The following is an 11,749-nucleotide window of genomic DNA, read 5'->3' as shown; positions in this document are numbered from 1 at the left end:
CGTCGGGCGTGCGAGCAGCCGGGCCAGGATAACGCCTGGTCAGGCGGACTCTCGGCGAACCAGGTGCGTGTCGAGGATCACCACGGGCTGGCGCAGCTCCTCGCCGTTGATGCGGGCCACGAGGAGCTGGGCCATCTGGCGGCCCATGGCCTCCGTGGGCTGGTGGACGGTGGTCAGCGGCGGATCGGCGTGCAGCGCGGCCTTGGAGTCGTCGAACCCGATCACGGCGACGTCGCGCGGGATCGCCTTGCCCGCGGCCTTGAGCACGCGCATCGCGCCCAGGGCCATCGGGTCGGAGGCGGCGAAGACCGCGTCGAGATCGGGATGGCTCTCCAGCAGCTCCTGCATGGCGGTGGCGCCGCTCTCCTCGGAGAAGTCGCCGAAGGCCACGATCTCCGGCAGGCCCGAGGGCAGCAGCGCGTCGCGGTAGCCGGCCAGACGGTCGACGCCCACGCCCATGTCCTGGGAGCCGGCGATCGTGGCGATCGCGCCCCGGCCGAGGCCCAGCAGGTGTTTGACCGCCTGCCGGGCGCCCGCCCTGTTGTCCATGTCCACGAAGCTGTAGGGGTCGAGGCCGACGGGCCTGCCGCCGAGCACGGTCGGCACGCCCATCTCCTCCAGCCTGCCCGGCAGCGGGTCGGCGCCGTGCAGCGACAGCAGCAGCACGCCGTCGACGTGCTGCCCCGTCAGGTAGGTCTCCAGCCGCTCGTGCTCCTCGGGGGAGCGCGCCATCGCCAGGATCAGCTGCAGCCCGGTCTCGGCCAGCGCCGAGCCGATGCCGCGGATGGTGCCGGCGAAGTACGGCTCGTCGAAGACCCGGAACTGGGACTCCGACACCACCAGGGCGACGGTGTCCGTGCGGCGCGTGACGAGGGCACGCGCCGCCCTGTTGGGCACGTAGCCCAGCTCGCGGATGGCCAGCTCGACGGCCTCGCGGGCCTTGGCGCTGACGTTCGGCGAGCCGTTGATGACTCTCGACACCGTGCCCCGGCCCACACCGGCCCGAGCCGCGACTGCCTCAAGAGTCGGTCGGTTCATGTCGCCTATTGTGCCGGATGATCTCCGAGTACCAGTGCGCGCTGTCCTTCAGCAGCCGCTCCTGGGTGTCGAAGTCGACGTGGACCAGGCCGAAACGCTTGCCGTAGCCCCAGGCCCATTCGAAGTTGTCCATCAGCGACCAGGCGAAGTAGCCCTGCAGGGGCACGCCCGCGTCGATCGCCTGCCGGCACGCGCCGAGGTGCGCCTCCACGTACGCCTGCCGCTGCGCGTCGTGGATCCGGCCGTCGGCCAGCACGTCGTCGAAGGCGGCGCCGTTCTCGGAGACCACCATCGGGATCGGCGGGTAGTCCCGCGCCACCCGGGTGAGGACCTCCACCAGGCCGTCCTCGTCGATCTCCCAGCCCATCGCGGTGACCGGCCGGCCGCCGTTGACGAACGAGACGTGCTCGCTGCCCACCCACGGCGAGGCCGTGTCCGTGGGGGCCGCCGCCGCCGACGCCCTGCCGCCGGGCGCGCCGGAGACCGTGAAGCGGCTGTAGTAGTTCACCAGCAGCACGTCGATCGGCGCGTTGATGATCTTCATGTCGCCCGGCCGCACCAGGTCGTCGTCGATCGGGATGTCGTTCAGGACGTCCTCGGGGTAGCGGCCGGTCAGCAGCGCGTCCAGGAAGAACCGGTTCTGCAGGCCGTCGATGCGGCGGGCCGCGTCCAGGTCGGCCTCGCTGCCGGTCTCGGGGGAGATCGCGTACAGGTTGACGCAGCCGCCGGCGCGGCGCGCGTCCATCGCCTGGACGGCCAAACCGTGGGCGAGGTTGAGGTGATGCGCGCCCCTGATCGCGTTGCGCGGCTCACGCCGGCCCGGGGCGTGCTCGCCCGAGGCGTAGCCGAGGAACGCGGCGCACCACGGCTCGTTGACCGTGCTGAAGGTGTGGACGTGGTCCTTCAGCGCCTCGTGCACGATCGTGGCGTACTCGGCGAAGCGGTAGGCCGTGTCGCGATTGGGCCAGCCGCCCTTGTCCTCCAGTTCCTGCGGCAGGTCCCAGTGGTAGAGGGTCAGCCAGGGGTCGATGCCGTTCTGCCGGAGCTCGTCCGTGAGCCGCTTGTAGAAGTCCAGGCCCTTCTGGTTGACCGCGCCAGAGCCGGTCGGCTGGATCCGCGGCCAGGACACCGAGAAGCGGTAGGCCGTCAGGCCCAGGTCCGCCATGATGGCGACGTCCTGCCGGTAGCGGTGGTAGTGGTCCATGGCCACGTCCCCGTGGTGCCCGTTGAGCACCCGCCCCGGGGTCTTGGTGAAGGTGTCCCAGATGGACGGGCCGCGCCCGTCCTCGGTGACCGCGCCCTCGATCTGGTACGCCGAGGTGGCCGCGCCGAACGCGAAACCGGGAGGGAAGCGCAGCCCAGGACGGATCTGTTCCTCTTGTGTCGTCACGCCTTGACCGCACCTTCCATGAGTCCGCCGACGATCTGGCGGCCGAATGCGACGAATACCGCGATGAGCGGGATGATGGACAGCGCGGTACCCGCGAAGATCAGCGAGTAGCTGGTCGAGTAGCGCGCGTTGAGCGAGTTGATGGCGATCTGCACGGTCGGGTTGTCCGGGGTCAGCACGATCAGCGGCCACATGTAGTCGTTCCACATGAGCATGAAGGTGTTGATGCCGAGCACCGCCATGCCGGGACGCACGGCCGGCAGCACGACGTTCCACCAGATCCGCAGCGTCGCCGCGCCGTCGACCCTGGCCGCCTCGACCAGTTCGTTCGGCACGGCCTGGCGCGTGTACTGCGTCATCAGGAACACGCCGAACCCGTTGAGCAGGTACGGCAGGATGATGGCCTTCAGCGTGCCGGTCCACTCCAGGCTCACCATCATGCGGTAGAGCGGGACCACGCCCATCTGCTGCAGCGGCACCGCCATCGTCAGCAGCACGAGCAGCAGCAGGATGTTGCGGCCCTTGAACTGCAGGCTGGCGAAGGCGAACCCGGCCAGGGTGGAGATGATCACCACGGACACGGTGACGATCGCCGCGCTGACGAAGGAGTTGGTCAGGCCGAGCAGGAAGTGCGCGTCCTCGTTCTCCAGCACCGCGACGATGTTCTCGCCGAGGTTGCCGCCGGGCAGGAACTTCGGCGGCACCGACACGGCGTCGGAGTTCGTCCGCGAGGCGATGACGAGCATCCAGTACAGCGGGAACGCCGACAGGAAGATGGCCACCCCGAGCATGACCCGCGTCATGACGGTCGGTTTCCAGCCGGTCACTTGGCGCCTCCGATCCGCCGGACGAACAGGAAGTTGACGGCCGCGCCGATGAGGATCAGCAGGAACAGCAGCCAGGCGGCCGCCGCGGCATAGCCGTAGTCGAACTCGCGGAAGCCCTGCTTGACGACGAACATCGCCACCGTCTGGAACTGGCCCTGGGAGCCGCCGTCCACGTTGCCGTTGTAGAAGGTGGTCGGCTCGGAGAACAGCGTCAGGCCGCCGATCGTGGAGTTGAGCACCACGAAGATCATGGTCGGGCGCAGCATCGGCAGCGTGATCTGCCAGAACTGGCGCCGCCGGGACGCGCCGTCGATGGCGGCCGCCTCGTACAGGTCCTTGGGGATCGTCTGCATGCCGGCCAGGAAGATGATGGCGTTGTAGCCCGTCCAGCGCCAGTCGACCATCGCCGCGATGGCCAGCCAGGACGGGAAGCGCTCGGCCCGCCAGTTGATCTTGTCCCCGCCGAACCAGCCCAGAACCCAGTTGACCAGGCCCCAGTCGCGCGCGAACAGCTGCGTGAACACCACCGCGACCGCGACCACCGAGGTGACCAGCGGCAGCAGCACGCTCATGCGGATCGGCAGCCGCCAGCGCAGCTTCTTGTTCAGCGCGTTGGCCAGGAACAGGGCCATCAGCATCTGCGGGACCGTGGCGAGCAGGAAGATGCCGACGGTGTTGGTGACGGCGTTCCAGAAGTCCTCGTCGGCCAGCAGCGCGGCGTAGTTGCCCAGCCCGGCCCACTTGGTGTCGCCGGCCAGGTCGTAGTCGTAGAGCGAGTAGTAGAGCGTGAAGGCCAGCGGGAACAGCCCGAAGGCGGCGAACAGCAGGAAGTACGGGGACACCAGGGCGTACGGCATGGCCTTGACGTCGAGTCGAGAACGCCAGAGGCGGCCGGGCGGGCGGTCGCGGCGATGGTTGTTCCGCGCCGCCCGCGGAAGGGTGTCGAGGCTCATAACAGACCTTTCAGCGGCAAGCCCGGCCCGCTGGCGCGGGCCGGGCGGGGGAAGATCAGCCCGCGGCCTTCACCGCGTCGTCGACCAGCTGCTGCCAGGCCTTGTCGTAGGCCACCGAGCCGTCGTCCATGCCCTGGATGACCGACTCGACCGCGTTCTTGACCTGCGCGTGCTTCACCCCGAGGAAGACCGGCTGCAGGCTCTCCGCGGACTTGGCGAAGATCTCACCGATCGGGGCGTCGCTGAAGAACTCGTTCTTCGCGCCCTGCACGGCGGTCTCGGCCTGGGCCTTGCTGTTGCTCGGCATGTTGCCGAAGTCGGTGAAGATGCTCGCCTCGGTCTGCGCGCTGGTCAGGTAGTCGGCGACCTGCGCGGCCTCCTTCGGGTGCTTGGACTGTTTGGGCACGGCCACCCACGAGCCGCCCCAGTTGCCGCCGCCGCCGGGCACCGAGGCGACGTCCCACTTGCCCTTCATGCCGTCGCCGGCGTTGCCCGAGACCACGCCGAGCATCCAGGACGGGCAGCCGACCGTGGCGAAGGCGCCCTTCTGGGTGCCCGCCGCCCACTCGTCGGTGAAGTTGCGCAGCTTGGCCGTCAGGCCGGACTGGCTGAGCTTGGAGGCGAAGTCGAAGCCCGCCTTCACCGCCGGGTTCTTGTCGACGATGAGGTTGTTCTCCTTGTCGAAGTAGGCGACGTTGCCGTTCTTGGCCGCCTCCTGGTACAGCACCACGTTGTAGAGCGTGTTGGTGCCGTCGGTGAACTTGGTGTCCTTCACCTTCGCCTGGAACTGCTGGCCGACCTTCATGAAGTCGTCCCAGGTCGGCCACAGGGCGGCGACCTTCTCGCGGTCCGTGGGCAGCCCGGCCTTCTTGAACAGGTCCGCGCGGTAGCACAGGCTCATGCCGCCGATGTCGGTGCCGAGGCCGAAGATCTTGCCGTCGGCCGTCACGCCGTTCTCCCACTTCCAGGCGGGGTAGTCGGCCTTGCGGCCCTCAAGGCCGTACTCCTTCAGGTCGGCCCACCACTCGGGGTGCGCCTTGGCCAGGCCCATGCCGCCCTCGTCGATGCCGACGACGTCGCCCGCGCCGTTGCCGGACTGCAGCCACTGGATCATCTGCGGCCAGTACTGCTGCTCGAACTGGTCGGTCAGGTGCTCTTCCTTGATCTGGATGTCCTTGTGCTCGGCGTTCCACTTCTCGATGGCGTTCTTGTAGCCGAAGTTGGAGCCGCCGCCGAAGGTCTGCACCCGGATGGTGACGGGCTCGGCCGCCGCCGCGGAGGAGGCGGGGCTGTTGCCGGCGGTCGGCGTGTCGCCGCTGCCGCACGACGCGACGGTCAGCGCCGCCGCGGCCAGGGCTGAGGCCGCGGCCAGACCGCGACGCTTGCTGATCATCATGGGGGACCCCTTCTCGGGTGACTGATGGGAGGTGCACCGCGGCACGCGCTCCGCCGCGGTGGGAGTGTTTGGGAGCGCTCCCATAAAGGGTGCACTTACCGGCTGTGTCCGTCAATCCGCCGAAACGGAACCGTTACCAATCGTGCGTTTTGCCGCCCTGGATCGGGATTTAAGGGGATAAAGGGCGTGAAGGGCTGTTTGGGAGCGCTCCCACCTCAAGAGACATCTTTCGTGCCGCATCAAGGGCATGTCGCCCGGACCCTTCAGGCTTGCTCCCGGTCAGGCCCGGCTGTCACGCAGCGTGACGGCTGCTTGGCACGTTCCAGCACCGCCCCCACGCTCGGTCCCACGCTCGGTCCCACGCCCGGCCCCGACGCCCGGCCCCCCACGCCCGGCCCCCACACTCAGCCTTCACACCCAGCCCCACACCCAGCACAGCGCGTAGCGCGGCGTTCGGCCCTGTGTCCGGCCCAGTGCTCGGCCCTGGGCCGGGCGCGGCGCGCGGTCGATGGGGAGGGGGTGCTCAGCAGGCGGCGGCGCGCTCGTGCAGCAGGGCGCGCTCGCGGGAGTTGCGGGTCATCGAGGCCGCCCGTTCGAACTCGGCCCGCGCCTCGCCGCGCCGGCCCAGCCGGAACAGCAGGTCGCCGCGGACGCTCGGCAGCAGGTGGTAGCCCTTGAGTGACGGCTCGTCCACGATCTGGTCGAGCAGCTCCAGGCCCACGGCCGGGCCGTAGGCCATCGACAGCGCCACCGCGCGGTTGAGCTCGACGACGGGGGAGCGGGCCAGCCGGGCCAGCGACTCGTACAGGCTCGCGATGCGCACCCAGTCGGTGTCGCCGGGGTCGAACGCACGGGCGTGGCAGGCCGCGATCGCGGCCTGCAGCGTGTACGGCCCCGCCGCGCCTGCCGGCTCCTCGGCCGGCTCCTCGGCCCGCTCCCCGGCCCGTTTCTCAGCCCGCTCCTCGGCCAGTCTCTCGGCCAGGGCCAGCGCCGCCAGCCCGCGCCCGATGAGCAGCCGGTCCCACCGGGTGCGGTCCTGCTCCAGCAGCAGCACCGGCTCGCCGGACGGCCCCACCCGGGCCGCCGCCCTGGACGCCTGGATCTCCATGAGCGCGACCAGCCCGTGCACCTCGGGTTCGGCGGGCATCAGCCCCGCCAGCACCCGGCCCAGCCGCAGCGCGTCCTCGCACAGGCCGGGCCGCATCCAGTCGTCGCCCGCCGTCGCCGAGTACCCCTCGTTGAAGATCAGGTAGATGACCTCCAGCACGGACGACAGGCGCCCGGCCAGCTCGGCGCCCTGCGGCACCTCGAACGGGACCTTCCGGTCGGCCAGGGTGCGCTTGGCCCGCACGATGCGCTGGGCGGCGGTCGGCTCGGGCACCAGGAACGCGCGGGCGATCTCGTCGGTGCTCAGGCCGCCGAGCACCCGCAGCGTCAGGGCCACCCGCGCCTCCATCGACAGCGCCGGATGGCAGGCGGTGAAGACCAGCCGCAGCAGGTCGTCCTCGATCTCGTCGGGCTCGGGCGGCTCCCCGGCGGTCTCCAGCCGGTGGCCCAGCTCGGCCAGGTTGCGGGACATCCGCTCGTTCCTGCGGATCAGGTCGACGGCGCGGCGCTTGGACACCGTCATCAGCCAGGCGCCCGGGTTGCGTGGCACGCCCGACCCCGGCCACTGCTCCAGGGCCGCGACCAGCGCGTCCTGGGCCAGCTCCTCGGCCAGGCCGACGTCGCGGACCAGCCCGGCCAGGCCGGCGATGAGCCGCGGCGCCTCGATCCGCCAGACCGCCTCGATCGCCCGGTGGGTGTCGGAAGCCATCACCGGGTCATGACACCAGCACCGTCCGCGGTCCGCAAGCCGGGGTCAGCTCTCCTGCCCGCCCAGGCGCCGGCGCATGGCCTTCTCCCGCTCGATCTCCGCCGGGTCGGACGAGGCCGCGTCGGGCGCGTCGGAGGCGTCGTACACCCGCCACACGTGCAGCCCGGTCCCGTCGTGGCCCTCGGGGACGGGCACCCGCATGGCCCATTCCAGGGCTTCCTCCCTGGACTTCACCTGGATCAGCCAGAACCCCGCGATCAGCTCCTTGGCCTCGGCGAACGGGCCGTCGATCACCGTGGCCCGGCCGCCGCTGTAGGCGATCTGCGCGCCCTGCGAGCTCGGGTAGAGCCCCTCGGCGGCCAGCAGCACCCCCGCCTTGGCCAGCGCCTCGTTGTAGGCGTGCATGTTGTCGACGAGCTCCTGGCTGGGCAGCGCCCCGGCCTCGGTCTCCGCGTTGCCCCTGCCGACGATCATGAATTTCATCCTGCACGTCCCTTCCGTCCGCGGCCCCCGGGCGGAGCCGGCCTCGCCGAAGCGTCGAACGGGCGCCGGCCGGATCGACACGCGGGCCCGTCCGTTCCCAGGGCACCGTACCGGTCGTGCGGCCGCCTGGCCGATGTGCCATCCTCGCCCCATGCCCCGACCCGCACAAGACGCCCCCGTCCCCAACCGGGCCCTCTGGGACGAGCGCGCCCGCGTCCACGGCTCCACCTCGGCCGACCGGTTCTACGACGTCGACGCCTTCCTCGCCGGCCGGCAGACCCTCTACGCGCTCGAACGCCGCCTGGCCGGCGACGTCGCCGGCCGGGACCTGCTCCACCTGCAGTGCCACTTCGGCCTGGACACGCTGAGCTGGGCACGCCTCGGAGCGCGGGTGACCGGCGTTGACTTCTCCCCGGTGGCGGTCGCGCGCGCCCGAGACCTGGCGGCCAGGGCCGGGCTGGCGGCCACGTTCGTGGAGGCCGACACGCAGCGGCTGCCGGAGTCGCTGGCCGGCGGCTTCGACGTGGCGGTGGCCACGTACGGCGTGTTGTGCTGGATCGGCGACCTGGGCGCCTGGATGCGCGGCGCGGCCATGGCGCTGCGGCCCGGCGGGCGGCTGGTGCTGGTCGACCTGCATCCGGCCTACCAGACGGTGGCCTCGCTCGACCCGCTGGTGGCCGACTGGCCCTACGGCGGCGGCCAGGCCCACCGGGAGACGGTGACCGGCACGTACGCCGACGCCGGAGTGGTGACCGAGGCCCACGAGGCGGTCGAGTACCCGTACTCGGTGGGCGAGATCGTCACGGCGGCGGCGCGGGCCGGGCTCACGGTGGCCGAGCTGGGCGAGCACGTCGAGACGGACATCGACCCGCGCGGCCTGCTGTCCGAGGGCGCGGACGGCCGGTACCGGTTCCCGTTCGGGGACTCGCACCTGCCGATCCTCTACTCGCTGGTGGCGGTCCGGCCCTGAGACGCGGCGAGCGCGCGTCCCTCGTGCGGGACGCGCGCTCGGAGCGGGGGAGGTCAGCTCGCGTACTGGGGGTATCCGTAGCCGACGACCTGCGACTTCGGACGGACGCGCTCCTCGACCTTGCCGTTGCCGGTGTTGCCCTCGATCGTGGAGATCGTGCCGTCGTGGTTGTCCTTGACGACGAAGCCGACGTGCTGGATGGAGTCCAGGCTCTTGCTGCCGCCCCAGGAGAAGAAGACCACCGCGCCGGGCTTGGCCTCGGCGCCCCAGCGGTCGTTGGCGGCGAACCACTTGGCGTGGGCCACGGTCCAGGCGTCCCAGCCGACCTGCGGGCGGGCGCCGGTCTGCTCGCCGACCCAGGAGACGAAGATCGAGCACCAGGGCGCGTTCAGGTACATCGCGCGGGTGCCGCCGTCGCGGGCGATGGTCTCGGCGGCGCGCTTGGAGTCGGCGTACCACTTCTGGAACTTGGTGCCGCCGCCGTAGGCGTTCTCGGAGGTGCCGACCTGGGACTTGGCCATGGCCAGGACCTGCTCGGCGGTGACGTTGACCTGGGTCTCCTCCGCCTTGCGGGTCTGGGCGGCGGCCTGCGGCGCGACGGCCGAGTGGCCGGTCGCGGCGGCGGGGCCGGTGCTGTCGGCGGCGGCGGCGGGGGCGTGGCCGCCGATGGCGGAGGCGAGGATGGCCGCGCCGAGCGCGGCGTGGGCGTAGTTGATCTTCGGGGCACGGATGGGACGGTGCTTGGCCATCGAGGGCATTACTCCTTGCTTCCATGCCGCTTACCGGGTTAGCTGACGGGTTCGGACGTGGAAGCTGCCCTACGGCACCGAAGTGCCGATTCACCCCAAAGGACGTGGGTCCCCGGTTCCGCCCGGAGGCGGATTCAGCGGTCACAGGACGATCCTGTGAAATGTCTTGCGATGGTTGGACAAAGCCGGACAAACCGGACGTCTGCCGCGAGATGCCCCACAAGGTAATACATCGGGCAAGAGCAAGGCAAGTGCCTAAAGGTCCAGCTAGGAGAGTTGGGCCCTCGCCTCGGCCAGAAGCCCCATCATGGCAAGGGATTCGTCAAGCGGCATGACCGCGCTCTCCGTCCGGCCCTCGATCGTGGCCGCGCGCACCTCGCGCAGCTCACCCGCGTAACCGTTGTCGGCCGGGTCGAGCACCAGCTCCTCCGTCTCCATCGACGGCCCGGACAGCAGCACCCGCCGCGGCGCCCAGAACGGCGCCAGGATGTCGGCCCGCATCGACGTGCCCACCACGCTCGCGTCGTTGGCGTGATGCGCCAGCAGCGACACGTCCACCAGGGCCCGCCGCCCGTCCGGGTACAGCAGCAGCCCGCCGGCCTCGGCGTCGACGCCGCTGGGCGCCAGCGAGCCGGCCATGCGCAGCTCCGCGGGCATGCCGAGCAGCAGCTGGGCCAGCCCGAACGGGTAGATCCCCAGGTCGAGCAGGGCCCCGCCGCCCAGCTCCGGCGCCCACAACCGGTGGGCGGGGTCGTAGGGCAGCGCGAAGCCGAACGAGGCCCGCACCGACCGGATCTCACCGAAGCGCGGATCGGCCGCCACCTGCTGGATGAGCGGGTTGAAGCGCATCCACATGGCCTCCATGAGGAAGACCCCGGCCGCGCGGGCCAGCGCCACCATGCGCTCGGCGTCGGCCACGTCGGCCGCCAGCGGCTTCTCGCACAGCACCGACTTGCCCGCCGCGATGGCGGCCTCGGCCACCTCCAGGTGCTGGGCGTGCGGCGTGGCGACGTAGATCGCGTCGAGGGCCGGATCGGCGCACAGCGCCTCGTAGGAGCCGTAGGCCGACTCCGCGCCCAGCTCGTCGGCCAGCGCCCGCGCCCTGAGCGGACTCCGCGAGCCGACGGCGGCCACCCGCATGCCGGGCTCGGCCACGATGGCCGCCCCCACGGTACGCGCGATGCCGCCGGTCGCCGCTATTCCCCAGGTGAAATCTCGCACGACCGAGATCGTAGAGCGCTCAGGTCAGGTTGAACGAGTCGGGGTCGGGCCCGATTCGCCGCCCCGCGTTCATCGCCCCGATGGCCGCCATGTCCTCGGTGTCGAGGATGAAGTCGAACACGTCGATGTTCTCCTCGATCCGCGACGGCGTGACCGACTTGGGGATCACCACGTTGCCGAGCTGCAGGTGCCAGCGGAGCACGATCTGCGCGGGCGTCTTGCCGTACTTCTCCGACAGCACGCGCAGCGCCGGGTCGGCCAGCAGCCCCTTGCCCTGCCCGAGCGGGCTCCACGCCTCGGTCAGGATGCCGTTGGCCTCGTGGAAGGCCCGCATCTCGCGCTGCTGGAAGTACGGGTGGAGCTCGATCTGGTTGATCGATGGCGTGATGTCGGTCTCGTCCATCAGCCGGGTCAGGGTGGCGACGGTGAAGTTGGAGACCCCGATGGCCTTGGCCCGGCCGTCCCGGTAGATCTTCTCCAGCGCCCGCCAGGCCTGCACGTACCTGTCCTGCTCCGGGGCCGGCCAGTGGATCAGGAAAAGATCTACGTAGTCGAGGCCCAGGCGGGCCAGGCTCTCGTCGAAGGCCTGCTCGGCGCGCCCGTGGTCGGCGTTCCACAGCTTGGTGGTGACGAACACCTTCTCCCGCGGCAGCCCGGCGGCGCGCACGGCGCGGCCGACGCCCTCCTCGTTCTCGTAGGCGGCGGCGGTGTCGACATGCCGGTATCCGGCGCGCAGCGCGGTCCCCACCGCGTGCTCGGCGTCGTCGGCAGAGACCTGCCAGACGCCGAAGCCGAGTTGTGGTATCTGCACACCGTCGGTGTTGAGCATCAGCGAGTTCATACCCTCCATTGTTCACATGTCGTTTCTTGCGGCTTAAGCAGGCCGGGCTACCTTGAGGCGGGTCG

Annotated in this window: 11 protein-coding genes and 1 riboswitch; of the genes, 1 reads left to right on the top strand and 10 read right to left on the bottom strand. The window is 70.7% G+C overall.

The features are described 5' to 3' along the window. Nucleotides 1-39: 39 nt before the first annotated feature. From ACNF49_RS35845 to ACNF49_RS35815, 7 genes are all read right to left on the bottom strand, one after another. Nucleotides 40-1,038: a LacI family DNA-binding transcriptional regulator gene (locus ACNF49_RS35845; RefSeq protein ID WP_358008515.1), complete on the bottom strand. Its 999-nt coding sequence runs from the start codon at nucleotides 1,036-1,038 to the stop codon at nucleotides 40-42. Continuing rightward, on the bottom strand, nucleotides 1,019-2,428 hold the full coding sequence (locus ACNF49_RS35840; RefSeq protein ID WP_357969142.1) for a GH1 family beta-glucosidase: 1,410 nt from the start codon (nucleotides 2,426-2,428) through the stop codon (nucleotides 1,019-1,021). The genes ACNF49_RS35845 and ACNF49_RS35840 overlap by 20 nt, the downstream gene beginning before the upstream one ends. Then, the gene (locus ACNF49_RS35835) at nucleotides 2,425-3,255 is read right to left on the bottom strand and encodes a carbohydrate ABC transporter permease (RefSeq protein ID WP_357969145.1); all 831 of its coding nucleotides are present in this window, start codon (nucleotides 3,253-3,255) and stop codon (nucleotides 2,425-2,427) included. The genes ACNF49_RS35840 and ACNF49_RS35835 overlap by 4 nt, the downstream gene beginning before the upstream one ends. Continuing rightward, the gene (locus tag ACNF49_RS35830) at nucleotides 3,252-4,208 is read right to left on the bottom strand and encodes a carbohydrate ABC transporter permease (RefSeq protein WP_482940348.1); all 957 of its coding nucleotides are present in this window, start codon (nucleotides 4,206-4,208) and stop codon (nucleotides 3,252-3,254) included. Before ACNF49_RS35830 ends, ACNF49_RS35835 begins: the two co-directional genes overlap by 4 nt. A gap of 55 nt (nucleotides 4,209-4,263) precedes the next feature. Next, nucleotides 4,264-5,604 (bottom strand): ABC transporter substrate-binding protein, encoded by a 1,341-nt coding sequence (locus tag ACNF49_RS35825; protein WP_482940347.1) that lies wholly within the window; start codon nucleotides 5,602-5,604, stop codon nucleotides 4,264-4,266. 523 nt (nucleotides 5,605-6,127) lie between these two features. Then, nucleotides 6,128-7,420, bottom strand: coding sequence for an RNA polymerase sigma factor (locus ACNF49_RS35820; RefSeq protein WP_482940346.1), 1,293 nt, complete (start codon nucleotides 7,418-7,420; stop codon nucleotides 6,128-6,130). 45 nt (nucleotides 7,421-7,465) lie between these two features. After that, nucleotides 7,466-7,894, bottom strand: a complete 429-nt coding sequence (locus ACNF49_RS35815) for a YciI family protein (RefSeq protein ID WP_357969153.1) — start codon at nucleotides 7,892-7,894, stop codon at nucleotides 7,466-7,468. A 160-nt stretch (nucleotides 7,895-8,054) separates the two neighbouring features. Here ACNF49_RS35815 and ACNF49_RS35810 point away from each other — a divergent pair, with 160 nt between their 5' ends. Further along, a complete protein-coding gene (locus ACNF49_RS35810) occupies nucleotides 8,055-8,873 on the top strand; it encodes a class I SAM-dependent methyltransferase (protein WP_482940345.1) in 819 nt (272 codons plus the stop codon). Between the two features lie 53 nt (nucleotides 8,874-8,926). Here ACNF49_RS35810 and ACNF49_RS35805 read toward each other — a convergent pair whose 3' ends face one another. The 3 genes from ACNF49_RS35805 to ACNF49_RS35795 all read right to left on the bottom strand — a co-directional run bounded on the left by ACNF49_RS35805 (nucleotide 8,927) and on the right by ACNF49_RS35795 (nucleotide 11,684). Then, the gene (locus ACNF49_RS35805) at nucleotides 8,927-9,622 is read right to left on the bottom strand and encodes a CHAP domain-containing protein (protein ID WP_482940344.1); all 696 of its coding nucleotides are present in this window, start codon (nucleotides 9,620-9,622) and stop codon (nucleotides 8,927-8,929) included. A gap of 12 nt (nucleotides 9,623-9,634) precedes the next feature. Continuing rightward, nucleotides 9,635-9,772, bottom strand: a riboswitch (cyclic di-AMP (ydaO/yuaA leader). A 117-nt stretch (nucleotides 9,773-9,889) separates the two neighbouring features. Next, the gene (locus tag ACNF49_RS35800; RefSeq protein ID WP_482940343.1) at nucleotides 9,890-10,843 is read right to left on the bottom strand and encodes a Gfo/Idh/MocA family protein; all 954 of its coding nucleotides are present in this window, start codon (nucleotides 10,841-10,843) and stop codon (nucleotides 9,890-9,892) included. Nucleotides 10,844-10,862: 19 nt separating this feature from the next. Continuing rightward, nucleotides 10,863-11,684, bottom strand: coding sequence for an aldo/keto reductase (locus tag ACNF49_RS35795; RefSeq protein ID WP_482940342.1), 822 nt, complete (start codon nucleotides 11,682-11,684; stop codon nucleotides 10,863-10,865). Nucleotides 11,685-11,749: the final 65 nt, after the last annotated feature.

The sequence above is a fragment of the Actinomadura sp. ATCC 39365 genome (genome assembly GCF_054392275.1).
This window is presented reverse-complemented; position numbering and strand designations above follow the sequence as displayed.

Bases quoted from the DNA above. Each gene is read 5' to 3' on its own strand.
- ACNF49_RS35845 (WP_358008515.1), bottom strand. From the start codon at position 1,038: ATGAACCGACCGACTCTTGAGGCAGTCGCGGCTCGGGCCGGTGTGGGC.
- ACNF49_RS35830 (WP_482940348.1), bottom strand. From the start codon at position 4,208: ATGAGCCTCGACACCCTTCCGCGGGCGGCGCGGAACAACCATCGCCGC.
- ACNF49_RS35825 (WP_482940347.1), bottom strand. From the start codon at position 5,604: ATGATGATCAGCAAGCGTCGCGGTCTGGCCGCGGCCTCAGCCCTGGCC.
- ACNF49_RS35820 (WP_482940346.1), bottom strand. From the start codon at position 7,420: ATGGCTTCCGACACCCACCGGGCGATCGAGGCGGTCTGGCGGATCGAG.
- ACNF49_RS35815 (WP_357969153.1), bottom strand. From the start codon at position 7,894: ATGATCGTCGGCAGGGGCAACGCGGAGACCGAGGCCGGGGCGCTGCCC.
- ACNF49_RS35810 (WP_482940345.1), top strand. From the start codon at position 8,055: ATGCCCCGACCCGCACAAGACGCCCCCGTCCCCAACCGGGCCCTCTGG.
- ACNF49_RS35805 (WP_482940344.1), bottom strand. From the start codon at position 9,622: ATGGCCAAGCACCGTCCCATCCGTGCCCCGAAGATCAACTACGCCCAC.
- ACNF49_RS35795 (WP_482940342.1), bottom strand. From the start codon at position 11,684: ATGAACTCGCTGATGCTCAACACCGACGGTGTGCAGATACCACAACTC.